23 protein-coding genes are annotated in these 24,486 nt (G+C 59.6%); 4 read left to right on the top strand and 19 right to left on the bottom strand.

All coding sequences use genetic code 11. The features are described from left to right. Positions 1-62: 62 nt before the first annotated feature. The 5 genes from MF6396_RS11150 to MF6396_RS11130 all read right to left on the bottom strand — a co-directional run bounded on the left by MF6396_RS11150 (position 63) and on the right by MF6396_RS11130 (position 7,917). A complete protein-coding gene (locus tag MF6396_RS11150) occupies positions 63-1,517 on the bottom strand; it encodes an efflux transporter outer membrane subunit (protein ID WP_078480306.1) in 1,455 nt (484 codons plus the stop codon). After that, entirely contained in the window at positions 1,514-4,690 is a 3,177-nt protein-coding gene (locus MF6396_RS11145) for an efflux RND transporter permease subunit (RefSeq protein WP_078480305.1), read from the bottom strand. Before MF6396_RS11145 ends, MF6396_RS11150 begins: the two co-directional genes overlap by 4 nt. Beyond that, a complete protein-coding gene (locus tag MF6396_RS11140; RefSeq protein WP_078480304.1) occupies positions 4,687-5,844 on the bottom strand; it encodes an efflux RND transporter periplasmic adaptor subunit in 1,158 nt (385 codons plus the stop codon). Before MF6396_RS11140 ends, MF6396_RS11145 begins: the two co-directional genes overlap by 4 nt. 120 nt (positions 5,845-5,964) lie before the next feature. Continuing rightward, entirely contained in the window at positions 5,965-6,867 is a 903-nt protein-coding gene (locus MF6396_RS11135; protein ID WP_078480303.1) for a GGDEF domain-containing protein, read from the bottom strand. Positions 6,868-7,044: 177 nt separating this feature from the next. After that, complete coding sequence (locus tag MF6396_RS11130; protein ID WP_058540078.1) at positions 7,045-7,917, bottom strand: universal stress protein; 873 nt, start codon at positions 7,915-7,917, stop codon at positions 7,045-7,047. A gap of 333 nt (positions 7,918-8,250) precedes the next feature. Here MF6396_RS11130 and MF6396_RS11125 point away from each other — a divergent pair, with 333 nt between their 5' ends. From MF6396_RS11125 to MF6396_RS11115, 3 genes are all read left to right on the top strand, one after another. Beyond that, positions 8,251-8,673 carry an NUDIX hydrolase gene (locus MF6396_RS11125; RefSeq protein ID WP_078480302.1) on the top strand — a complete coding sequence of 141 codons (423 nt, stop codon included), beginning with the start codon at positions 8,251-8,253 and terminating at the stop codon, positions 8,671-8,673. Positions 8,674-8,983: 310 nt separating this feature from the next. Next, positions 8,984-9,631 (top strand): hypothetical protein, encoded by a 648-nt coding sequence (locus MF6396_RS11120; RefSeq protein ID WP_196932420.1) that lies wholly within the window; start codon positions 8,984-8,986, stop codon positions 9,629-9,631. Continuing rightward, a complete protein-coding gene (locus MF6396_RS11115) occupies positions 9,624-10,208 on the top strand; it encodes a hypothetical protein (RefSeq protein WP_143516649.1) in 585 nt (194 codons plus the stop codon). The genes MF6396_RS11120 and MF6396_RS11115 overlap by 8 nt, the downstream gene beginning before the upstream one ends. Positions 10,209-10,308: 100 nt before the next feature. Here MF6396_RS11115 and MF6396_RS11110 read toward each other — a convergent pair whose 3' ends face one another. After that, on the bottom strand, positions 10,309-11,535 hold the full coding sequence (locus MF6396_RS11110) for an MFS transporter (protein WP_043859956.1): 1,227 nt from the start codon (positions 11,533-11,535) through the stop codon (positions 10,309-10,311). A gap of 353 nt (positions 11,536-11,888) precedes the next feature. Between MF6396_RS11110 and MF6396_RS11105 the strand changes: the two genes are divergently transcribed. Then, positions 11,889-12,137, top strand: coding sequence for a hypothetical protein (locus MF6396_RS11105; RefSeq protein ID WP_231390615.1), 249 nt, complete (start codon positions 11,889-11,891; stop codon positions 12,135-12,137). 59 nt (positions 12,138-12,196) lie between these two features. Here MF6396_RS11105 and MF6396_RS11100 read toward each other — a convergent pair whose 3' ends face one another. The 13 genes from MF6396_RS11100 to MF6396_RS29015 all read right to left on the bottom strand — a co-directional run. Beyond that, positions 12,197-12,766: a DJ-1/PfpI family protein gene (locus tag MF6396_RS11100; RefSeq protein ID WP_078480301.1), complete on the bottom strand. Its 570-nt coding sequence runs from the start codon at positions 12,764-12,766 to the stop codon at positions 12,197-12,199. Positions 12,767-12,852: 86 nt separating this feature from the next. Beyond that, complete coding sequence (locus MF6396_RS11095; protein ID WP_202971262.1) at positions 12,853-14,187, bottom strand: di-heme oxidoreductase family protein; 1,335 nt, start codon at positions 14,185-14,187, stop codon at positions 12,853-12,855. Beyond that, complete coding sequence (locus MF6396_RS11090; protein WP_078480300.1) at positions 14,184-15,485, bottom strand: ABC transporter substrate-binding protein; 1,302 nt, start codon at positions 15,483-15,485, stop codon at positions 14,184-14,186. The genes MF6396_RS11095 and MF6396_RS11090 overlap by 4 nt, the downstream gene beginning before the upstream one ends. Then, on the bottom strand, positions 15,472-17,514 hold the full coding sequence (locus tag MF6396_RS11085; protein ID WP_078480299.1) for a TonB-dependent receptor plug domain-containing protein: 2,043 nt from the start codon (positions 17,512-17,514) through the stop codon (positions 15,472-15,474). Before MF6396_RS11085 ends, MF6396_RS11090 begins: the two co-directional genes overlap by 14 nt. Positions 17,515-17,834: 320 nt before the next feature. Further along, a complete protein-coding gene (locus tag MF6396_RS11080) occupies positions 17,835-18,350 on the bottom strand; it encodes a hypothetical protein (protein ID WP_153046079.1) in 516 nt (171 codons plus the stop codon). Positions 18,351-18,410: 60 nt separating this feature from the next. Continuing rightward, positions 18,411-18,707 (bottom strand): RHS repeat domain-containing protein, encoded by a 297-nt coding sequence (locus MF6396_RS11075; protein WP_196932416.1) that lies wholly within the window; start codon positions 18,705-18,707, stop codon positions 18,411-18,413. 198 nt (positions 18,708-18,905) lie between these two features. Further along, positions 18,906-19,355: a hypothetical protein gene (locus tag MF6396_RS11070; RefSeq protein ID WP_078480297.1), complete on the bottom strand. Its 450-nt coding sequence runs from the start codon at positions 19,353-19,355 to the stop codon at positions 18,906-18,908. A 352-nt stretch (positions 19,356-19,707) separates the two neighbouring features. Next, positions 19,708-20,325 (bottom strand): hypothetical protein, encoded by a 618-nt coding sequence (locus MF6396_RS28440; RefSeq protein ID WP_153046078.1) that lies wholly within the window; start codon positions 20,323-20,325, stop codon positions 19,708-19,710. A 1,107-nt stretch (positions 20,326-21,432) separates the two neighbouring features. Next, positions 21,433-21,744 (bottom strand): hypothetical protein, encoded by a 312-nt coding sequence (locus MF6396_RS28435; protein ID WP_153046077.1) that lies wholly within the window; start codon positions 21,742-21,744, stop codon positions 21,433-21,435. 157 nt (positions 21,745-21,901) lie between these two features. Beyond that, entirely contained in the window at positions 21,902-22,123 is a 222-nt protein-coding gene (locus tag MF6396_RS11060; RefSeq protein ID WP_196932413.1) for a hypothetical protein, read from the bottom strand. 67 nt (positions 22,124-22,190) lie between these two features. Continuing rightward, positions 22,191-22,694, bottom strand: a complete 504-nt coding sequence (locus MF6396_RS11055) for a hypothetical protein (RefSeq protein WP_202971261.1) — start codon at positions 22,692-22,694, stop codon at positions 22,191-22,193. 555 nt (positions 22,695-23,249) lie between these two features. Next, positions 23,250-23,675 carry a hypothetical protein gene (locus MF6396_RS28430; RefSeq protein WP_153046076.1) on the bottom strand — a complete coding sequence of 142 codons (426 nt, stop codon included), beginning with the start codon at positions 23,673-23,675 and terminating at the stop codon, positions 23,250-23,252. 5 nt (positions 23,676-23,680) lie between these two features. Then, positions 23,681-24,486 (bottom strand): RHS repeat domain-containing protein (locus tag MF6396_RS29015; RefSeq protein ID WP_238596431.1); only part of this gene is annotated, 806 nt, incomplete at its 5' end.

The raw sequence follows: 24,486 nt of genomic DNA, 5'->3' as shown, positions 1-24,486 counted from the left end.
GCTGGTGGAAGCCGTATGAAAATAATCCCCGGTTTCGGGGATTATTTTTGCCCGATGGAACGCTAGAGAGAGGCGCCGTCGCACGGCTGCCGGGCCTGCGCGCAGACTTCCCAGCCACCGCCCAACGCCTTGTAGATGCCCACAACCGCCAGGCGTTGTCGGGTACGTGCGGCGGTCAGGGCGCGTCTGCTGGCGTAATCGGCGCGCTCGGCCTCAAGCACATCCAGATAGACGCCCTCGCCCTCCGAGAACCGCGCCCGGGCAAGCCGCGCCGCCTCGCCGTTGGCCGCCGATTCGAGCAATCGCAGCCTCAGGGTATTGCTCGCAGCCCCGTGGGCCTTGAAGGCATCATCGGTTTCCTGCAACGCGCGCACTACCGTCTGGTCGTACACGATCAACGCCTCCCTGGCGCGTGCCTCGCTGGCGGCGATCCGGGCACGTACACGCCCGGTGTCCAGCAGCGACCAGCGAATCATCGGGCCGATAAAGCTCGACAGCGCGCCCGCGCCACTCATCCCGTCGAGGCTTCCGGTGACCACACCGATGGAGCCCTGCACCTGCACCTCGGGATAGAGGCCCGCCGTCTCGACCCCGATTTGCGCCGTGGCGGCCGCAAGGGCGCGTTCTGCGGCGGCAATGTCGGAGCGTCTCCAGAGTAACGCCGTGGGCTCACCGACGGCGATCGGGCGCTGGGCCAGCGCCTGATCCCCAGGCTCGGCGGCCGGTGGTGTGAACCGCTGCGGCGGCTCGCCCAGCAGGATCGCCAGGGCGTTGACCGAGGCATCCCGCCGACGTTCCAGCTCGCGCACGCTCACCTCGACCGAGCGCAACAGGGCCTCGGCCCGCAGCCGGTCGAACTCGGTGGCCGCCCCGGCGTTCACCTGGCGTTCGACCATGCTCAGGCTGTCGCGCTGGCTTTGGCGGGTATCGGCGGCAACCGCCAACTCGGCCTCGATGCCCCGCAGCTCGAACCAGGTGGCCGCCACCTCGGCCGCCACACTCGCCTGCACCCCGCGCAGCAACGCCTCGCGCGAACCGGCCTGGGCGCGTGCGGCCTCCACCGAGCGGCGCACGCGGCCGAACAGGTCGATTTCCCAGGACGCATCGACCGCCCCCCGATAGGTTTCGTTCTGCCGCGACTGGCCAGCCGGTGTCTGCACTTCGCTCCAGCGGCGGTTCTCGTAGCTGAGCGCAGGGCCGCCACGCGGAAGGAAACCCTGGCGGCTTTCGCGCAACATCGCCCTGGCCTCTTCGAGCCGCACGGCAGCAATCGCGATGTCATGGTTGGCGGCAAGCGCCCGCTGAACCAGCCCGGTCAACGCCGGCTCGTCAAAGGCACCCCACCACCGGGCCTCGACGCTGCCGGGGCCAAGCCCGGCAGGCAGCTCATCGAAGCGCGCGGGAAGCTGCGTTGCCGGCAGCGACGGCGCAACGTAGTCGGGGCCCACTGCAGCACACCCGGCCAGCAGCATGAGGGTGGCCAGGGGCGCCAGAACAGCTCGATAGCAAAGGCTCATGAACGGCGCTCCTCCAGGGCAGGCTGGGCTGTGGGCGTGTGCCGCTCGAAGCGGGCCGCCAGGCCACGGATCACCACATAGAAAACCGGGGTCAGGAACAACCCGAACAGCGTCACCCCGAGCATGCCGGCAAACACCGCCACCCCCATGGCCTGGCGCATCTCGGCACCTGCGCCGCTGGCAAGCACCAGCGGCACGACGCCGGCGACGAAGGCCAGGGACGTCATCACGATCGGGCGCAGGCGCAACCGGCATGCCTCCACAACCGCCTCCAGCACACTCGCCCCCCGCGCTTCCAGGGTGCGGGCGAACTCGACGATGAGGATCGCGTTCTTGGCGGCCAGGCCCACCAGCACGATCAGCCCGATCTGCACGAACACGTTGTTGTCGCCCTCCATCAGCCACACCCCGATGATCGCGCTCAACAGGCACATCGGCACAATCAGCAGCACCGCCAGGGGCAGCAGCCAGCTGTTGTACTGCGCCGCCAGAATCAGGTAGGCCAGCAACACGCACAGCGGGAAGATGAACAGCGCCGAATCGCCGGCCAGCTTCTGCTGGTAGGTCAGGTCCGTCCATTCGAAGGTCATGCCTTCAGGCAGCATGTCCCCGGCCAGATGCTCCATCAGCGCAACCGCCTGCCCTGAACTCACGCCCGGCATTGCCCCCCCCGAAATGTCCGCCGAGGGGTAGCCGTTGTAGTGAATCACCCGGTCCGGGCCGGAGCTTGGCGTAACGCTGACAAACGCCGACAACGGCAGCATGGCCCCGGCCGCATTGCGCACCTGCAGGCGGCCGATGGCTTCGGCCTGCATGCGGTGGTCCGTGTCGGCCTGCGCCGTGACCTTGTAGGTGCGGCCAAAGCGGTTGAAGTCGTTGACGTACAGCGAACCCAGGTACACCTGCAGCGCCTCGAACACATCGGTCAGGCGCACGCCCTGGCTCTTGACCTGGGCCCGGTCGATGACCACGTCGAGCTGCGGTGCATTGATATCGAGGCTGGTCATCAGCCCGGCCAACTGCCCCGACTCGGTGGCCTTCATCATCAGGATGCGGGTGTGCTGCACCAGGGCCTCCAGCCCCGCGCCGCTGCGGTCCTCGACCTGCATCTTGAAGCCGCCGGTGGCACCCAGGCCGGGCACCGGGGGTGGCGGAAACACCCCAAGAAAACCATCGGGAATGCCCGCGAACCTGGCCTGCAGGCGCCCGGCGATGGCGATTGCAGCCAGGTCCGGCGAGGCACGCTCCTTGAACGGGTCGAGCATGATGAACATCACCGCGGCGTTGGGCACGTTGACGAAACCGTTGATTGAAAGCCCCGGGAACGCCACCACGCTTTCGACGCCCGGCTCGGCCAGGGCCAGCTGTGACATCTGCCTGGCCACCGCTTCGGTGCGGTCCAGCGACGACGCGTTGGGCAACTGGGCGATGGCCACCAGGTAGTACTTGTCCTGCATCGGTACAAAGCCCGGTGGCACGGCATTGAAGCCGAACGCGGTCAACCCCAGCAGGCCGACGTACACCACAAGCACCAGGCCGCTGAGCCGGACCACCTTGCGCACTGTGTTGCCATAGGCCTGCGGTGCACGCTGGAACGGCCGGCCAAGGGTGCCGAGCAACCGCCGGGCACGCCCGCGCAGGCTGCGGGGGTCGGGGGTGTTGCCGTGCTGGCGTGGCTGCAGCAGCAACCCGGCGAGTGCGGGGCTGAGGGTCAGCGAATTGACCGCCGACAGAATCGTCGAGATGGCAATGGTGAGCGCGAACTGGCGATAGAACTCGCCCTGCAGGCCGCTGAGGAACGCCGTGGGGATGAACACCGCAGCCAGCACCGAGGTGATCGCGATGATGGGCCCGGTCACCTCGTCCATGGCAAGCCTGGCGGCCTGGGCCGGCGCCTCGCCGTTCTCGATATGACGCTCGACGTTCTCCACCACCACGATCGCATCGTCCACCACGATTCCGATCGACAGCACCAGGCCGAACAACGACAGGGTGTTGAGCGAAAAGCCCATCAGGTGCATGACCGCAAAGGTGCCCACCAGCGACACCGGCACCGCCATCAGCGGGATGAGCGACGCGCGCCAGTTGTGCAGAAACAGCACCACCACGATCACCACCAGCATGATCGCCTCCAGCAAGGTGATGGCCACCGACTCCAGCGAGGCCTGCACGAACACCGTGGGGTCGTAGGCAATGCGCGAGGTGAGCCCCGCCGGGAAGTTCGCCTCCAGCCGCTGCATGGTTTCGCGCACCGCCTGGGCAACGTCCAGGGCATTGGCGCCCGGGCTCTGGATGATCTGCAGCGCAACGGCCGGTTCGCCATCGAGCAGGCTGCGTAGTGCGTAAGAGTCGGCGCCCATCTCGATACGGGCCACATCGCGCAGGCGCGTGACCTGACCGTCGTCGCCGGTGCGAATGATGATGTCGCCAAACTGCTGCTCATCGGTCAGCCGCCCCAGGGTGTTCACGGTTACCTGGAACGCGGCGGTGGCGTTGGGCGCCTGGCCGACCGACCCCGCTGCCACCTGCACGTTCTGCTCGCGCACCGCTTCGATCACCTCGCCTGCGGTGAGCCCGCGCGCGGCGATCAGGTCCGGGTCGAGCCACAGCCGCATGCTGTACTCCCCGGCGCCCCACACCAGCACATCGCTGATGCCGGGCAGGCGCGACAGTTCATCGCGCACCTGAAGGTAGGCGTAGTTGGACATGTAGAGCGGGTCGTAGCGTTTGTCGGGAGACAGCAGGTGAACCACCATCAGCATGTCCGGCGAGGTCTTCTGGGTGACCACGCCCTGGTGCTGCACCTCTGCCGGCAGGCGCGGCAGAACCCGCGAAACGCGGTTTTGCACCTGGATCTGCGCAATATCGGCATTGGTGCCCTGGGCGAAAGTGATGGTCAGTACCATCCGGCCATCGGTGGCAGACTGCGACGCCATGTACAGCATGCCCTCGACCCCGGTAATCGCCTGCTCCAGTGGCGCGGCCACGGTTTGTGCGATTACCTGGGGGTTGGCCCCCGGATAGGACGCCGTCACCTGCACGGTCGGCGGCGTGACCGCCGGGTACTCACTCAGCGGCAGCTGGAAGAAGGCGACGATGCCGGCAATCATCATCAGTATCGAGAGGACGATGGCAAAAATGGGACGATCGATGAAGAAGCGCGGGAATGTCATTGCGCCGCCCCCAGGGTTTGCTGCGCCTTGACGGGCGAACCCTCGATCGAGGTGGGCTGCGGCGTAACCTGCATGTCCGGGCGCACCAGGCCCTTGACCACGATGCGCTCGCCGGGCTGCAGGCCTTTTTCGATCACGCGCAAGCCCTCCACCATCGGGCCGAGTTCGACCGGGCGGTACTGGGTCTTGTCGTCCTTGCCCACCACCAGTACGTAGCGGCTGCCCTGGTCGGTCGAAATCGATTGGTCCGAGATCAGCACCCTGGCCTGTGGCGTGCCGGTCTCAAGCTTCACCTTGGCAAACAAACCGGGCGTCAGCTGCCCGTCGGGGTTGTCGACCACCGCGCGAACACGCAGCGTGCCGGTGTTGCGATCGGCGGCGTTGGCCAGAAAATCGACGCGGCCGGGCCGCGCGTACTGCTTGTCGGTGGCCAGCGCCACGCTCACCTTCGCCGCCTGCGCGCCCGCGCCAGGGCGGCTTGATGCGAGTGAGCGCAGGTACGTGCGCTCGTCCACATCGAAGTACACATGCAGGGGGTCGACAGAGACGATGGTGGTCAGTGGCGTCACCCCATTGGTGACGTAGTTGCCTTCGGTGACCAGGGTTTGCCCTACACGCCCACTGATCGGTGCGGTGACCCGCGTGAAGCTCAGGTCGAGCTTTGCAGCGTCCAGCGCGGCCTTTGCGGCATCGACCTGGGCCTGGCCCGCATCGAGCGCCGCAATCGCGCTGTCGAGCCGGTCCCGCGCAACGACCTTTTGCGCATACAGTTGCCGGGCTCGGGCATGGTCTGCCTGGGCCAGCAGCCACGCCGCCCGGGCCTCCTGCAGGCGTGCGGTGGCGGCGTCGAGCGCGGCCTGGAAGGGCCGCGGATCGATGACAAAGAGCTGGCTGCCCTTCTCTACCATACGGCCCTCGGGCACGCTCACCGCCTGAATGTAGCCGGCCACCCGCGGGCGCAGTTCGACCCGCTTGATCGCGGTCAACGACCCGGTGAATTCGGCATGGGGCGTTACCGGGCGCACGATCACCTCGGCTACCGGAACACTGGGAGGCTTGGCGGGTTCAGTCGCGGGTGCCGTCTCCTTGCACCCGACGCTGGTGAGCGCGACGCTTAGCGCCGCAGTGAAAAGGGTTACGCGTTTGACGTTCATCACATGGCCTTTCGCACGAGTGTCGACCTGCTTTGCGGGGGCAAAGCAACGTTCGCGTACTTATCCGACTTGCCACGTCTGGAAGGTCAAGGGTTTTCTGACATTGGCCATACCCTGGCGTCAGAGCCACACAATCCGGTCCTTGCCCATGCTCTTGGCCACGTACAGGGCACGATCGGCCCGTTTCAAGGTGTCCTCGTAAGCGTGGTCCTCGGGCAGCATGGCCGTTGCGCCAATGCTCACGGTGACCACCGTGTCGCCTGCCCAATAGCGGCTCAGCTCTTTGCGAAAGCGCTCATGCAGACGCTCGGCAAGCTGCAGCGCCTGCTCGCGCTCGGTATTGGGCAGGCCCACCACAAACTCGTCGCCACCCAGGCGGCAGGCGAAATCCGTTGTGCGCAGCGCGCAACGACAGATCTCGGCCACCGCCTGGATGATCTGATCGCCGGCGTGGTGCCCCTGGGTATCATTGATTTTCTTGAGGTTGTCCAGATCGAACAGGAACACCGACGTCGGCACGCGATAGCGTGTCAGGGACTCGTGGTGCAGTTTCAGGTCATGTTCGAGCTTTCTGCGGTTGAACAGACCGGTGAGCTGGTCGGTATCGCTCAGTTCCCTGAGCCTGACTTCCAGTGTGTGCCGTTCGGAGATATTGCTGGCGACCCACAGCACGACCTCCTCTTCGTCCACCCTGAAGTTCAGGGCCTGGATGCGCCCCTCGAACCAGATGGGGTCCTTGGGGCCCTCATCGGGCAGGCCCTTCACGTCCCTGTTGCTCAGCTCGTACTCGGCGACCAGCAGGTTTCCCGTGGCCAGTGCCCGGGCAATCTGCTCCAGAAACCAGTTCGCCTTGTCGGCATTGATCAGGTCTGAAATATACAGGCCGATCAGGCCGGACCCATCGTGGTAATAACGCGCGTCGCGGCCACCAAACACCGCAACGTACTTGCCACTGCGCGACAGAATGAAGGCAGGGTCGGGCAGCGCATCAAGAATCAGGGCCATCTGTGCGGTGTCGATCATGAAGCACTTCTTCTGTGCCGATTGATGAATGGCGTAACGGTAGCCAACAATACCATTACGCCATCATCCGCAACATGGGCCTTGCGGATGCCACCAACGCCGCACGGCGCTTGCGACAGAAACGTTATCGCGTGTGCTGTGCCAAGCGTTTCCGGCCCCCTGCCCTACCTACAGGCCCTAGATCGACACCAACACATCGCACTGCGATTCGCTCAGCACGTGCTTGGTGACGCTGCCCACCAGCAGCTCTTCCAGCGCGCTTTCGCCCTGCTTGCCGACCACGATCAGGTCGCAGTCCAGCTCCTGCTCGGTTTCCACGATCCGCCAGGCTGCGTCGCCGTGTGCCACGATCTGCCGAGCATTGGGCAGGCCGGCGGCTTCGCTCAGGGCCGCAAGTTGCTCCACGGCATCCTTCTTGATGGCGTTGCGGTAGTGCGTGAGGGTGTCCTGGTCGATGTAGGCAAAACGCATGCTGCCCTCGAAGGGCGCTTCGAACGCGTGCATCAGAATGATTTCGGCCTGCGGGGCCACGGCTTTTGCCAGGGTGATGGCACGCAGCGACGAAGGCGAAAAATCAACCGGCACCAGCACGCGGCGGTACGCCTCGCGCGGGGCCTGTTTGACCACCAGCATCGGGCAGTGCATGCGGCTCAGCATGCGCTGCACGGTGGAGCCCAGCAGGCGGCGCGCCAGGTTCTGCCCCTTGGCCCCGCATACCAGCAGGTTGGTGTGTTTGTCTTGCACCACACGGGTGATTTCGGTAGCCACCGAACCGGGCGCGACCTGTGTGCCAGCGGAGATGGCGTAGCGGTGGAACAGCATGGCAGCCACTGCACGCAGGTTTTCGCCGGCACTTTCCAGCACGCGATTCAACAGGTTGTCATCGGGTACCACAACCTGCTTGAGGCGCTCGTAAGGCGCGGGGTTGGCAACGTAGAGAAGGTCCAGCGCGGCATGCTGCGCCTGGCTCAGGAGTGCGGCCCGCTCTGCTGCGTTGCGCGCAGAAGTGGACAAATCGGTGGCAACCAGTACGTGCTTCAACGGGCTCATGTGGGGCTCCTTATGCAATGTGGCGCATGCGGATCGAGGCGTTGGCCTGCTGTCGGTCCGCTCCTTTCGTGCCGCCATGGTCTCCCGAACGCTATAGGCGGCGGCTTGATTTGCGTCAACCTCAAGGCCAGGCATCTGGCTGCGGCAACAAACTGCAACATGTGGGCAGGGCTCATCAGTGTGCTGCCTGGTTTGTCCTGAACGTGGGAGGGAGGCAAAAACCCGGCAGAGCCGGATGGATGCTTTAAGATCGTGCAGTGTTGAAGGCAGCTGACATCGTTCAGCTTTCGACGCGCTCAACACTCAACAGCAATGAGCCAAGGGGAGAACAACATGGCAGTGGATAAAGCTTGCCCAGTGGTGCTGCGCAGCCGTGAAACGTTGGAGATTCTGGCGTTCGCGCATCCGTTGGCGGGCCTGCAGTTGGTCAAGGGAAGTGTGGAGCCAGGTGAGCCGAGTGAAGACGCTGCTGTACGAGAACTGTTCGAGGAAGCCGGAATTAATGGCACGGTGGGACGAAATCTTGGCGTGTGGCGCGCTGAGGTAACCGGGCATGTGTGGGCATTTCATGAGTGTCACGTCACCCACGAGCTTCCCGACACCTGGGTTCACTTTACCCAGGATGACGGAGGGCACGCGTTCAGGTTTTTCTGGCATCCACTCCATAGCGAGCCATCCGACGCATGGCACCCACTCTACAAGGATGCATTGAGCTTCCTTCGACTTGGCCTCACTGAAGCACGCGTGCCCGGCTAGGCGCCATGTCGGCTATTGGCCAAGCACAAACGGGCGGTAGACACGCTGATGGCAAAGTAAACAACGTCAACTACGCTGCTCGCAGTTGCCGCGTAATAGCCGGATCGAGTCCATCTTGTGGCGCCCTGCTACTTCAAACGTCGGCACCTTGGGAGGATTGATGAGTTGCTTACCCCGTCACGGCAGAGTCTCCTGCTCGCGTTGCCACACCGAGAGTGCGCCAGCATTCGATGTAGCCACTCGCACCGAGGGCGAGTGGCGTATTACGGCAAACCCGCTGGCATGGGGCAGTACTACGCCAGAGGTGGTTGTGCTGGGCTTCTCCAAGGGCCCCACTCAGGCGGGGGCACTTGCCAGCACACCTCACGACGACATCGCCTACAAGGGCAGTCGTCTCAATGTGGGCAAGATTCTGGCCCACGTGGGCCTTATCCCCGCCGCCCCGCCTGACAGGCTCAAGCAACAGGTGGACCGCCTTATTGCGGACAACAACGGGCGCTTTCATTTCGCATCGCTCATCCGTTGCACCGTAGAGCGCCACGACCGCAAGGCTGGTACCTGGAAAGGATCAGGCGGCGGGATGCTGGACAAGTTCATTGCCAGCCCGTTCGGCAAGTCGGTGGCCAGCAACTGTACAACGGCCTTTCTTCGCGACCTGCCGCAAGAGACCCGACTGATCGTGATGTTCGGCCTGGGCACGGGGATGAACTATGTCGCGTCTGCCTACGCGCTGTTGCGCCATGCCCGCCCCGGCGCATGGAAGATGATCAACGCCGTGGCCTACACAGACGGCAGAATCACCGTGGTGCATGTCGAGCACTTTGCGGCGCAAGGCGCCTTGATCCCCAACTGGCTTGGGGAAAGGGATCACCCGAGAAGCAGGCTTGGCCTGCTCTCGAAAGCGGCTGTTCAAGCATCAGGGGTCGGCAACTTCAGCGGGGGGAATGGGCATGGCTGATCAACCGGTGCTGGCGGGCAAACACTTCCAGGCGATTCTGGCAAGCGCACCGCTGAACCAGGCGACGTTCCTTTGCCAGGGTTCGAGCAGCATGCTGTTCGAGCACGGTACCAGGCTCTATCGCCTCACGCTCGAAGGTTGCGGCCACAATTTTCTTGCCCGGCAGTGGGCCCAGGGCAACCGTAATGTCGTCGAGGTCATTCACGACTATGGCGCCGTGGGTCCCTCTGACGCTTCACTCAGGGGAAGCGAAAACGAGTTCTACTGGCTGGCCGAAGTGGAAAGGTTGATAAGCGTGGATGAGGCCAGCGAGCCGTTACTTGCCAGCCTGCTGTCGGGGTTGCTCGACGACAATGATGATCTGCCGGCCAACGCCGTGCTTGCTGAACAGTGCCTGGCCTTGGCCGGTGAGCATCCCGCGCTGGCGGGGGTGTTGATCACACTCGCCAGGGCGGCGGAATTTGCGCAGCGCCATGAATGTGACGTGGATGCCAAGCTCGACAACCTGATGCGCCGCCCCGCTACCGGGGAGCTGGTGTGGACTGACCCGCTGGGCGGGTGTTTCTATGCGCCGTAGATCAGCAATGAAGTGCTGATTTGGGCTATCGAATCTCAGCGATCTGCAAGGCCGCACACGCGGCCCCCTCAAGATTGACGTCAGCCCATGCGCCGGGCTGCTAGCAAGGCTGAACCGCCATTCGGTTACTGACCTTGCGCCCCAGCACCAGCACCGTGACAAACCCGCAGCCCACCAGTGCCGTGGCCAGGCTCAGCAGCACCGAGCTGCCCATCTGGTCGACGATGCGCCCGCCAAAGAACGACCCCAGCGCAATGATCACCTGAAACAAAGCCACGAACAGCGGCATGCCGCGCTCGACATCCTTGGGCGCTACCACGAACATCCAGATACTGGCGCAGGCCGGAAAGGCACCGAAGGCAAAGCCCCACAGCGCGATCAGCATCACCGCACCGGTCATGCCGGTGGCGAAGTAAGGGAACAGCGCCGTGCTGACGGCAATCATCAGCGCCACCAGCATCAGCGTGTAACGCACGCTGCGGTTGGCGGCAAACCCGGCGAAGACATTCCCCAGCACCCCGGCCACGCCATACAGCAACAGCAGCGAGCCAATGGTCGGCCCATCGAAGCCGGCGCTTTGCTTGAAAAACGGTGCCACGTAGGTGTACGCGGCAAAGTGCGCCAGGCCGATCAGCAACACCGCAATCAGGCCGACCCGGGCTTGCGGATTGATGAACAGTGCCGGCAGGTCACTGATGCGAATGGCCTTGTCGGGGTTGAGCCGCGGCAGCAGGAACACCTGGGCCAGCAGCACCGGTACACCCACCAGCGCGGTCACCAGGAAGGTCATGCGCCAGCCCATCAGGCCGCTGAGCCAGGTGCCGACGGGCACGCCCAGCACGGTGGCCAGGGTCACACCCACCATGATGATCGAGGTGGCCTGGGCTACCCCAACACCCTTGGGGGCCAGGCGGCCGCTGAGGGCGATGGCCGTGGCCCAGAACCCGCCGATGCTCACCCCCAGCAGCACACGGCCGAACAGCAGCAGGCTGAAGTCGGTGGCGTAGGCCACCACCGCATTGGCGATGATCATGATCAGGGTCAGGCCGATCAGCAGGTAGCGCCGGTCCATCGCGCCGATGCCCACCGACAGCAAGGGCGCGGCGAGTGCGGCCATGATGCCGGGCAGCGTCACCATCAGGCCGGCATGACCGGCACTGATGCCCAGGTCGCTGGCGACATCGTTGAGTACGCCCACCGGCAGAAACTCGCTGGTCACCAGGGCAAAGGCGCCCACCGCGACCGAGAGAATCGCCAGCCACTGCTGTTTGACGCTCTGTTGATTGTGTTCGGGAAGGCCGCTAGGGGCCTGGCTTGCGCTTGGCATGGTGCTGGGTTCCATGGGGGAAATGACGCCTTGAGCAGGCGCGGAAAGCGGGGAAAAATCGAAGGCGATTATACAAGCGGGTTTTACCGCGCCGACAGGCGGGCCCTTTGATAGTAATCATCAGCGCTATCGATGAAAGGCCCGTAGTAGAGCAACTGCTGCAGGCCCATGCAAGCTTGGCCCAGCTTGCCGGGCATGCCAAGCCCCGGTACCTGACGCAACATCCGCCAAGGCCCTGCCCAGCGCCTCAAATAATTTGAACCGCCTCTGGGCGAACTCGCCTAATGATCAGCATGTGGATGATCCCACAGGCAACGTGCCAATACCGGCAAGCGCTATCAGAGGTGGTCAACGTGGCTAAGGACGAGAAGAAAAGCAAAGACGGGTCTTCAAAAGCCAGCAAGGATTTGAAAGACAAGAAGTCATCATCGGCAAAGAAATCAGCTGCGGCATCGGCTCTTTCCAAAGCCTCTGAAAAGAAAGAAAAGAAAGACAAGAAAAAAGATGCCGAACCCAAGAAATCTGCAAAAAAATCGGACAGCAAGCCCGAGAAGGCCAAGAAGTCGGACAAGGCAGATAAACCTGCGAAAAAGAAAAAGTGACTGCTGCTGTTGGCTAGGGCTTCATGCCCTAGCCTTCTCATGCTGAATTACGCTGCGGGTCAACCGTGTTCCGCTGCCAGCATTGCCCTGAACTGAGTGACAGCCTCTGCAGACAGCCCGGCGCCTTCGAACACGGCGCAGGTGAAGCTGACGGGCGCAGGGCCTGGGGCAGTAATGATGCGGTCTGCAATCACCGCTACCGGGCTGTTTCTATAGTGTGCTTGCCCTTCATACCCTGCGGCGTTCTGTTGCAGGAAGCCCGCGCTGTTCGAGGTATGCGCAACCGTGTTCAGAAGCCCGGCCCTCGCAAGCGCCAGTGTTCCCCCGCAGATACCGGCAATGGTCGCCCCACTTGCACGACTTGCCCGAAGAAAGCCCGAAATATCCGGTGCCTGTTCGCCTTCCCAGGCCGTGCCGCCAATAACGACTACAACGTCCGGCTTCCAATCAAGGCAGTCCTGCAGCGTGCTGTCGACCCTTGCAGCCAGCCCGCCCTGCGAGCTTAGCTGCCCGGCAACTGGGGTGAAAAATCGGGTGTCTATTCCATAAAACGGGGATGCGGTCCCGGCAATAAAGGCATATTCCCAGTCCGCAAAACCGGGTGTCAGTATCAAACCTATCCGTGCCATCAGTCAGAACTCTCCCTATTTCGCGAGACCATAAAGGGGCAGCCCGCAGATTTCAAGGATCGCTTTCGTTGCGCAGGCACAGGCCCCTACAACGATTCAAGAAACGCCCGAATCGCCGCCCGTTCCTTCGCCCCCAGCGTTACATAGCGCTGCCGGGCCACTTGCGCTTCACCGCCATGCCACACGATGGCTTCCTCCAGCGTGCGCGCTCGGCCGTCGTGCAGGTAGCCACTGCCGGGGTTGATCCGCTCACCCAACCCAAGCCCCCACAGCGCAGGGGTGCGCCACTCGCGGCCGTTGGCGAGAAAGTCCTCACGGCCATCGGCCAACCCCTCGCCCATGTCGTGCAACAACAAATCGGTGTACGGCGCGATCCGTTGCTGGCTCAGCGCCGGGTACAGCGGGTGTGTGCCCGTGACCAGTTCGGGCCGGTGACAGGCCGTGCAGCCAATCGCGGCAAACAGTTTTTCACCCTGCACAACCGCAGGCTCGGCCTGCTGCCGGCGCGCAGGCACGGCCAGGTGGGCGAGGTAGAAATGCAGGTCACCAAGCTGCATCGCGTCCAGCTCCGGCTCGCCGCCGTGGGGCGCCTGCGCGCAGGCCTGTTGGGCAGGGGTGCAGTTCTGCTCAGGAGCCAGCGAGGAGGTGATGCCCAGGTCGCCCAGCATGGCGTGGGCGATCTGTTGGCGCAGGTCGGGCTGGTTGGCCTTGAGGCCAAAGCGGCCCGCCTCGGCACGCTGTCGCTCCACACTCCACACCTGATTGACGCGCCCGGTCACGCCGTCGGGCTTGGCTTCAGCCGCCATGGCCTGCAGCGTGCTGGCCTCGATGGCCTCCAGCAAACCGAGGCCGAATACCGGCGAGCCCACCCGCGCCGAGGTCAACACCCCGTCCAGTGGCCCATAGGCCAGCTCCCGCAGTTCTACACGCGGCATGCGCAGCATCACGGTTTCGCCATCGCCCAGCGGCACCGCGTGTTCCTGCCAGTACACATGGGCCCGCCCCTCCCCCGGCACGCCGGGCACACCTTGGTCGTTGAGCTGGTCGCCATACACAGGATGAGGCTTCGGCCCGCCGTGGGCATCGCGGCCCGGCACGGACAGGCGCAGCAACAGGCTGCGCATCGCCTCCCCCTGCTGCGGCGCCTGGCCACGACCGTTCTTGGGGTGGCAGGCGATGCACGACACCCGGTTGTACAACGGCCCGAGCCCATCCACCGCTTCATCGCGAGACGGTGCGACCACCCACGCCTGCCGGAACAGGCTGCGCCCGCGAAAGAAGCGCTCCAACTGGCCTTCGTCCAGCCCGGCGAAGGGCTGGGCGTAGGCCTCACGGTTGACTGCGGTGTGGGTGACATCGGCGCTGGCGAGCGCGCTCACCAGCAAACCGATCGACAGCCCGGCGATGCGCACAACGGTCACTGACCCAGCCCCTCCAGCAACCGCGCCGCCTCTGCCCGCTGCAGCGCGGCCTGGAATTGCCAGGTGATCTCGGTGCGGCCCAGTGCATCCTGGTCGGTTGCCGGCTCGTGGGCCATGCCCTTGTCCTGACGTGCCGCGAACAGGCCCAGCAACGGCTTGGCCTCGGCTTGCCCGGCAGTCAGTGGCGGCGCGGTCAACAACTGACGTATGGCGGCTACGTCATGCCCCGCCGCTTCGGCCGCGTGCAGCCGCGTCCAGAGTTCGTTCAGCGCCTCGTGGGGCAGGCCCAGCCATTGGGTGAACAGCGAACTGATCAGCGCCAGGCGTTCGCGCGAGCTGCCGTTGCCGTAGTCATAGGCGCCGTGCCCTGCGGCAACGAACGGGTCGTGGTACTGCGCGGGCAGCTGCGCATACACGCTCGGGCGCACCGGCAGCTTGCGAATGTCGGCATCGGCCAGCAGCGCCTGCCCGGCGTCGGACAACACGTACCGTGCGAACGCCCGGGCACCGGCCGGCGCCTGGGTGCTTGCGGTAATGGCGATGAATGCCGGGTTGAGCCCACCGTGGGCCGGGTACACGAAGTCCACCGGCTCGCCGTTGGCCTTGGCCGAAGCGACGAAGAAGTCGATCGACAAGCCAACCGCTGCCCGCCCGCTGGTGACCTCGTCACTCACCAGCGTACCGCCGCGCGTGACCAGCCGCGCCTGCCCGGCCAGTTCGCTCCACAGCGCCCAGCCGCGCTCCCAGCCATAGGCGCGCAGCACGATATCCAGCAGCACCGGGGCAAACCCGACCCGGCCCGGGTCGGGCAGCGCCACCCGCCCGCGCAAGCGAGCGTCGAGCAGGTCGGGCCAGTCCTTGGGCGTGGGCACGCCCAGCTCGGCCAGCGACGCGGTGTTGATGGCAAAGCCGTAACCTGCCAGCTCGGTCGCCTGGTACAGGTTTTTTTGATCACGCAACGCCAGGCCGCCGATCTGCGCCGGCAGGCCCTCCAGGCTGATACCCAGCGGCTGCCAACTGCCCGCCTTCGCCAGCCGGGTGAAGTTGCCCGGCGACGGCGCCCAGTACACATCCACCCCGCCCTGTCTGGCTTGCAGCAGGTAGGGCAAGGCATCGAAGCCCTGGCGCCAGAGGACCTGCAGGCGATACTCCGGGTGGGCCTGGGCAAAGCCATCCTCCACCCGCGTCATCACCTCCTCGGGGTAGCTGGTCATCACCACCACGCTTTGCGGGGCCGCGCTCAGCAGGCCGCTGAACGCCAGCAGCAGGCCCGCCAGCCAGCGGTTACAGCGGCACATTGAATTGCACGAAATATTGACGGCCCATTTCCGGGTAGCCCTCGCTGTACTCGTACAGGCGGTCGAACAGGTTGCGCACGCCGCCCTCGATCAGCACGTCGTTGCTGAAGCGGTAGCCGGTCTTGAGGTTGTACACCGCGTAGCCCGGTGCCATCTGGGTGGCGTCGGAGGTGTTGTAGCGACGCGAGGCCGCCTCCACGCTGGCGGTGTGCTTCCAGGCGTCGAGGTTCCACGAGGCCGAGCCGAACAGGCTGTGGCGCGGGGTGTCGGTGGGGTGCAGGTCGCGGTCGCTGCGGTTCTCGCGGTCGAGGAAGGTGTAGTTGGCTGCCAGCTCCCACTCGCCCAGGTCGCCGTTGAGGCCCAGCTCCACCCCCTGGTTGCGCGCCTTGGCGATGTTCTGGAACTGGCCGCAGGGCGCGGCGCAGTTGTCCTGCGCGGGCACGGTGACCTTCTGGATGGAGTCTTCGATATTGGCCACGAACAGCGCCGCGTCCAGCTGCCATTGCGGGGCAACCTGGCCGCTGTAGCCGAGCTCGTAGTGCGTGGCGCGTTCGGACTTCAGGTCCGGGCTGGGGATGACCGTACCGAAGCGGGTCGAGTAGCGGTCCTTGATGGTCGCAAAGCGGCTTTTGCGCGCCACGGTGAGGCGCAGTTGGCCGTTGTCATCGGTGCCCAGCAGCGGGTTGGTGTTGGCGAACAGGCCGAGCTGCGCGTTGACCGCGTCGTTGCTGCCGGTGGGTTCGTCGTACAGCACGGCCTGCTTGGGCGAGCTGGCGGTGGTGCCGTAGTTTTCGGCATCCAGGCTCTTGCGGTAGTTGTAGGAAACACCGCCCACGACGCTGAAAATCTCGTTCAGGCGCAGGGTGTCTTCCAGGGCAATCGACTGGGTCTGGTCGCGAAAGTGGGTTTGCGGGCTGTCGCCATCGCGGGAGCGGTGCACGTCGTCCTTGAAGTGGTAGGCGATGCCCAGGCGGTTGTTCTCGGTCAGGGCCAGGTCGCCTTCCACCGAGAAGCCGGTGCTCTCGTCGTCGTACTTGCTCGGGAAGCCCTTCTGCAGGTTACCCACCACGCCGTTGCGGTAGGCGAAGCTTTCCAGCGAGTTCTTGAAGGTGTCGTGGTACACGCGGGTTTTCAGAAAGTGCTCGCCAAAGCCGGTTTTGGTGGCGATGAACACACTGGTGTTGTCCGAGCGCGGCCACTCCCACCAGCGTGCGCGCTGGCCGGTCGGCGGCAGCTTGCCGGCATAGGTGGGCTGGCCCTTGCTGCCCTCCTGCTGAACGTAGCCGAGCACGTATTCATCGGTTTCGTTGGGGGTGAAGCCCAGCTTGAAGCTGAACTTGGTGTCGCGGTGGTCGCTGTTCTCGCGCCGGCCGGTGCCTTGCTGGTTGTTGGTGGGTTTGAAGTCGTCGGGCAGCAGGGTGTAGTCGTAATCCACATACGACACCCCGCCCTGCATCCACCACGCGCCCTGGTTGGAACCCACGTTGGCGTAGGTGCGGTAGGCGTTCACGTTGCCGTGATCGGTCAGCTCAAGCCCCCCGCCCACTTCGCCTTCGAATTCCTGCACCGGGCGCCGGGTAACCAGGTTGATCGCCCCGCCCAGGGTGTTGGGGCCGTACAGCAGCGAGGCAAAGCCCTTGTCCACCTGAATGCGCGACAGGTCGTAGGTGGTGAAGCGGCCCAGGTCGATGTTGCCGTCGTAGGGCACGTAGGTGGGGATGCCGTCGATATACACCGGCACCTGCAGGCGATCGAAGCCGCGCACGAACACCACCTGCTCGGCGCGACCGCCGATATAGCCCAGGTTGACGCCGGGGGCCAGGGTGAGCGCGCTGGCGACGGTTTCGCGGTCGTGCAGGCGGATGTCCTTCAGGTCGATGACCGAGCCGCCGGTGGACAGGGTTTCGTCCTGGGGCGCGGAGATCTGGATTTCGCCGAGGGTGAAGGTGTTTTTCTGCTCCGCGAGGGCGGATTCAGCGCCCAGGGCTGCGACGGCAACCATCAGGGCGTGCGGTGTTAGCGGCTTCATTGCTGCTCCTGTGTCGGCCTTGACGTAGGCGGCGCCCGGGCGACGTTGTGTATTATTTTATATAGCGACCGACGGTTTTTCTGGTCACGACCTCCCCAGGAGGTGATCAGCCGGTGGTTGCTTTAGGGGGGAAAGCGGGATGGCGCAGGGCCAAACGGCAGGAATGCTAGCGTTGTTCACAGGACGTTACAACGCTGTACACAAAAATATATAGCGAATTGACCAACCCAGAAACGGGGCTTCTAGCGGCTTTGCGCTCGATGGCAAGGTGTCAGCGGAGTGCCGGCAAGCGCATCGAACCCCTACCCCTCAGGCACGCGCTACATCGTCTGTCGAGGGATGGCATAAATACGTACAAGTTCCTCGTTGCAGGCGTGGTCAAAGAACCTGCTCTCTAGAAAAACGAAGCTCTCAACGAAGCCGCAGGTCGTGAACAGCTGCTTGACCTTGGTCATTTCCATTGAGTCCGTTTCAGGTTGATTCTTGATAAGCGTTTGGCGAAGTGCGCCGGCTGCAGTACTTGGGTATATGAAGAGTTGGGGCACCAACGTGGAGCCACCGCTGGCATCGAAGCGTGTGAAGGTGATGGCAGTCAGCTCTAACTGCCTTTGATTGCTGCGGGCGAGTGCACGTACGGTATTCAATACGAAAACAGCAAGCCCCAACAGAAAATCCGAGATGTCTTTTTTCTCAAGTTTCCTTTGTAATTTTTTTAATCTGCTGCCCCGTGAAATGATGGGGTATTCTTCTAAATCGTCGAACGCGCCTGCCAGGCAACGCAGATCATTGTAGGCTTCTTTTTTTATTATCTTTGCGTACAACCCATGTAACTTCATCTATTTGAATCTCAGCATACGTATTTTTAATGTAAAACACCGGGGCGCGGCATTGCATATTCAATCCACGCGAACAACTAATCGAGCCCTGTCCACTAAATCGCCCTCCCCCGGATCATAGTACCGATACCGGTTGTAATGCAGCCTGGTCTCACGGTTGTGATACTGCCCCTGAAACCGTGGCGCATTACCCAGCCCTACCTTCCTCGCCCAAGCCGAGCGCTCTTCATGCACCTCACCCCACGCCTTGTACTGCACCGCCCACGCCACCTCACCCTTGTTGTCAGTCAGTTCCTTCGTCGGGCCCAGGTGGTCGCACTGGTACCACGCAATCGCATCAAACGCCTGCGGCTGCATGTGCGTTTACCACAACGGGTCCTGGTCTAAGCTGCAGATGCAAATCTACAGGAGCAGTTGCTGGGAATCATCGACACTGGTCGCGCCCTCAAGGACGCGTCTCGAGTGCCCCAAAGAATGCAAGTAATATAGAGTTCTGCTCTCATGACATATACTGCAAGTAAAGCCATCCAAAGACAGGCAATATCTACTTAACAATCAGGATCGAGAGCCGATAGTAACGAAGACCTCTCCATACTCTTCATCATATATACGTCGCGCCACTGCATACTCCGCACCAAATTCTTTAAATATTTTAGAGTTCCAACTTTCAGAAATTATTAGGGCAACTTCCATGGCTTGCTCCGTGGGAAGCTCATCAAAAACCCCCGTTATCTCTAGCAGGTTCATCCAGAACTGAGTCTCATCTAGACTTTTGCTCAAACTCAAGTGACGCTCAAACATCTCAGGATCGAACAGCTCAGCAACAAAAACCTTATCATTCAAAATATTGAAACTTGGCCATAAAAATCTTGCAAAGCAAACAATAAAGTCCGATGCCAGCTCGTGATTCACATAAATTGCCCTTACATAATCAATGCCTGTTACAGCGTGATCCTTATTGGCATTCACAAAAGAAGAGAAGTCAAATGATTTAATACTATCCAAGTTATTCACCTTTGGGATATTCGTCAGGTACTGGATGGCGCACGCGCCATTTATCTATGAATACACGACCGTCTGGCCTAGTATTTCCGTTGCTTCTTTTATGTTCGGCCTAGCAATATTTCCGTGATTTTTCCCGACCCACGGTACTGCTTCCACGTTCCAGTAATGCGCGGTGGATTGCCCACCTCGTCATGGAACCACTGCAGCGTGCTCGCCGCATTGAGCGCCTGGTTCAGCTTGCCATTGTCGGCATAGGCAAAGCGCTCGTTCTGCGACTGGTCACCCTGACTGGCGGTATGCGCGCCAGCCGTCCCATGGGGTCAAGACGCGGGTCATCACAACACTGGCCACCCTACCAACAGGGCATTTCTCGCATATTTTCGATGAACACTAGGCGCCCTTCATCGCCTACTAAGCTTTCTAACTTAGTCAAGAAACCATCCATGTCTTGGGAGATCAAATAAAATGCCCCCCAGCCATGCTCTTGCGCACGTTGAGAAATCCCAAAATATGCGCAAGAAGATAGCAGACTTTCATACAATGGTTCTTCAATCCGGCTGTCATCTTGCAGGAAGCGCGACAACTCAGAAGGCTCTGGCTTTTCAGTGTGCCTATAGCGGGAAAGAATGCTGTATTTTTTCATGGCTAGCACATAACGCTCATGCGAGGCAACTAAACTGCTAAATGCGCCACCTTTATCTTTGAAGAAAAAATTCGGCATGCCTCCCTTGGGGAATACTCCTGGATGATCAACACTGCCTGAGCCGCGTAAGCAGTAACACTCTCCTAACAATTCATCTAAAATACTTTCAGCTATCTGATTCACATCGAACCCCAGCTTACCATTCGGATCACGCGCCATTACAGCAGAAAGCTCATCATTACCATTTGCCGGTAGTGAAGATATACGCTCATTGGCGTATTTTTTTAGATACTTAAATTCCGACCTGCAAATCAAAACTTCGAACATCCCAGCTACCCCGGATAAGTAAATACTATGACTTCGCCTTTCTTGTTTTTCGCGTGCACATGCGGCCCGTCGTGATGAGCAGGAAATCCTTCGCCTACCATATGAGGGTGCCCGTCTGGGTGATCAAAAACTAGCGGCTTAGCGCCTTCTTCCTTCCGTCCTAGCGTACTTCCTCTAGCGCACAGACATGCGTAATTTTTCCCCCTGCTTTCAGAATTAAGCTCGGCAACTAGAATATCCTGCCTATCGAGGCAAACATAAAATTCACCTGAAAACTCATGCGCCTTGTAGATTTAACACAAAACCCGTCACGGCATAATCATTATTAGCGAGCGCGAATGATTCATTTCCTGTTCTAGTTCACTTCATCCCTACTGGTTATTCAGCTACGGCCCCCATTGAAATTTCACCCTCGACATACTCCACCCGACTAGCCCTATTTCTGTCTTTTTAACCACTCAGACATCTTCTCATGGATTCTACGAAGAATATCTGTGCTGCCAAAAATACAAAAACTTTGTGAGTTGTCGGATTTTCTATCCAGCAAGGTAGTTTCGACTATCTCGCTTGCAGTGCCTTTAACCAGAAATGTTTTTTTGCTGTCTCCCTGAACGCCGCATGGGCATGCTTTGTCTATAAATTTTTCGGCTCGTTTGAATGTGTCCTCCCTAACTTTGAGATCCCTCTTTGCTTAGCTTGTCTTTCAATTCTCTGATTTTCAACTTTGCGCCCTCTGCTGTGAGTGGATTTTCTTGGTTCCAACTCACCGACTCTTCAAGGTTTTTTCCTTGTGCTTGAATACGTCCCCTGTGTGCGGCCAAGCCTAAAGGATCAATCCATCCGACTGGGCTAACGACGTAACTATAGAGGTTCAGGCCGCCGTAATAGCTAATATCCAGAATGTGTCGCTTTGAGTATTTTTCTCGTTACGACCTCATTAAATAGGCCGAAATATCCTAAGCTCAACCACTAAATATAAATACACCTCAACTATAAACTCCCCCCTCTACAAACCAAGATCTCACCATGATCATTGCCAGCCAACATACAAGAAATATTTTCATCGACCACGTAATACTCAAAAAAACGACAAATTTCAATAATATCCTAAACTTTATTCAATGGAATAAAAAATACAAATTTTTCCTTGTTATCATCATCCACTACAAACCAAACTTTATCATTATCTGCGGGAAATATTTCAAGCAAGTGTTGATAGCCAGAATTGTCCGCAAAGCTATACACTTCCGGCTTACTGACCAGTGATAACCACCAAGCCCTAGGGGTTCCTGAGATAAATCTCTTTTCAATCAAAGAAGTAACTCTTTCTTTATCTTCGATTTCGTTAGGACTCAGCCCCTCTGAAATCAATGCAGCAGACAACTCTGACCTCAAATTTACTTCTTCACTCTCACACATAACTTTACCTACTTCTTATCAGGCCGGTGAGGATGTAGCTCCAGCCGGACAACAAATTTTGCAAATCCTCAAAAATGCTGTATTGCAGCGCACTCAAAACACCAGATGCTATATGCATGCACTTTTAACCGAGTCTAATCGCCCCCCAATAAACGCCTTAGCCCAACCAATCAACAACCCAACCCGACTCTGCAAAGTACTTTATCAAACTCTCTTTCGACTCAATCCAGTCATCAAACCCCACGCTGAAATCATATTTATTTGAGGTTAATACATAATAACCGCCCGTATCACCCAAATCAAAAATCACCTTAACATACAACCCCGCATCGTGACCGCTGACAACTTTACCAACTACACCTAGAGGTGGTATCTTCATCATCACTCGCAAGTAAGTAACTTGCCCTCATTACACATAACGGGCGAGCAGGATCATCCCTGCCTGCCTAGTGCGGTTTTAGACTGAAATCTACTTGAGGCTCGTTATTTTCTTCGGATGAAAGCCCTATGGTAACGAATATCTCCCCCGTATCTTCATCCAATATATATCGTGCCAAGGCATGCTCCGCACCAAATTCTTTCAAAATCTTAGAGTTCCAGCTTTCAGATACTATTACAGCAACCTCCATGGCCTGATCAAACGAAAGCTTGTCGAATACGCCCGTTATCTCTAGCAGGTTCACCCAGAACTGAGTTTTACCAGGCGTGCTTTTCACATCTAAATGCTGTTGGTATAGCTCGGCATCAAACAACTCAACAACAAAAACCTTGCCATCTAGCATTTTTAACGCCGGCCATATAAGTCTAGCGAACCAAAGAATAAAATCGCCTGCAAGCTCGTGCGACTTATAAATTGAACACAAATAATCAACGCCCGTCACAACATGATCATTATTCGCTAAAGCAAATGATTTATAATCATATGATTTGAAATGGCTTGACTCATTCACCTTTTGGAGCCTCATGTGGGAGAGGTGCTAATACACGCCTCTGATGGATAAGAACCCTACCATCTGGCGTGGACTATTTTTTGCTTATTTAATATTCGGCCTAGGATATTTCCGTGGTCTTTTCCCGACACACGGTACTGCTTCCACGTACCATCCCCAAAGTGTGTCGTTTACTGGCCATCACTCCGCAACTTGACTAACTCCATGATCAACATCAGGGCATAACTATCTCAACGTTGCACGCGGTGTTTTTTCGTTTACTGCAACCGCCCGACTAACTATTGGATGCTCGTTGCGCTACAACTTGATTAGCACCTCTCTCCCGACGTCTTCATTGCAATGCCATGTCTCGTATTGCAATGTTTACTGGCGGAGAAAAAACCCAATAACATCATGAGAAATTGTATTGCTTTGCGTGATGTAGTTGTCATGATTTATCCTTTCGGCCCTTTGTGCTTCTCCTTCATTACATCGCCATATTCATTGAGGATTGCTCACCTGGCGGCTGCATTTCTTTTAGAAAATGCCAACTCCCAATGGAAACTTCCACACGCTCTATTTAGTATTGATTGAAGATTTGATTTTTTTCCTAGAAGCCTCCATATCATCAAAAACCGAATCGACAATAGAAATTCCTTCTTCAGCAAGGAACCTATCGACTTCACGATCAATAATCCCTAAAAAAACACGATAACTAGCTTCTGCAAAAAAACGACCCTGATAAAAAATAGAAAGCCTTTCTCCTTTAATCTTAAATAATAACGCAAAAGATGAATCAACTCCGATAAATTCAAAAGATTTTGTGCTTTTCAATTTCACCAAGCCATCAATTAAGGAGGTAATTGACAAATATATCATCATCCGAAGTCTTGAATCATCCTTGGAGTCTATACCTTGATCGCCAGAGGAAAGCCTCATATCCCCCAAGTCAAATCCTTCTGGCTCACCGCCCTCTTCGGATCTCGAAATGTAGAACTCCATAACTATTAGCCTCCTCTAACAGGGAAAACCGTAATTGTCCTATTTCCATCATGAGAGTCGAATACACCTCGAACCCGGTCGGTGCGACCATTTATTTTTATGCGCTTCTCATAGATTTGCATTCTGCTACTAGGATCAGAAACTCTATTACCCTTTTTCACAAGACACTCACATGCCGTCTGAATTTGTTCTTGCGTTGTCCCCTCAGGAAACAGGTCACCATGGCCCCCTGGATGGGTGCCACTCACATGCCGCTCATCAATATGTTGCCAGCCTTCTTTTCGATTGCCAGGATCAATACGAGGTTTAGCTACTTTTCGCCCCGCCAAACCCAATGGATCAACGCAATCCGTCGGATTTAGTGCGTATTGGTACAGGTTCAACCCACCCGAATAACTAATCGGATCCTGCCCAACAAACCGCCCAACCCCCGGATCATAGTACCGGTACCGGTTGTAATGCAGCCCAGTCTCCCGGTCGTGATACTGGCCCTGAAACCGTAGCGGGTTACTCAGCCCTACCTGCCTTGCCCAGCCCGACCGCTCCTCACGCACCTCCCCCCACGCCTTGTACTGCCCCGCCCACGCCACCGCCCCATGGTGGTCGGTCAGCTCCATTGGCATGCCCAGGTGATCGCACTGGTACCACGCAAGCGCGTCAAACGCCTGCGGCGGCATGTGCGTGTGCCACAACGGGTCCTGGTCGAAGTCGTAACTGCGCTGGCTCCAGTCCGGCTGCTTGTGCAGCCGCACCGGCCCCCTGCGCAGGGCCTGGGCCACCGGCACAAAGCTGCCCGGCTCATACAGGTAAT

This window comes from Pseudomonas sp. MF6396 (assembly GCF_002018915.1).
Classification (GTDB): Bacteria; Pseudomonadota; Gammaproteobacteria; order Pseudomonadales; family Pseudomonadaceae; genus Aquipseudomonas; species Aquipseudomonas palmensis.
The sequence above is the reverse complement of the archived record's forward strand: the minus strand, read 5'-3'. Positions and strand labels throughout refer to the sequence as shown.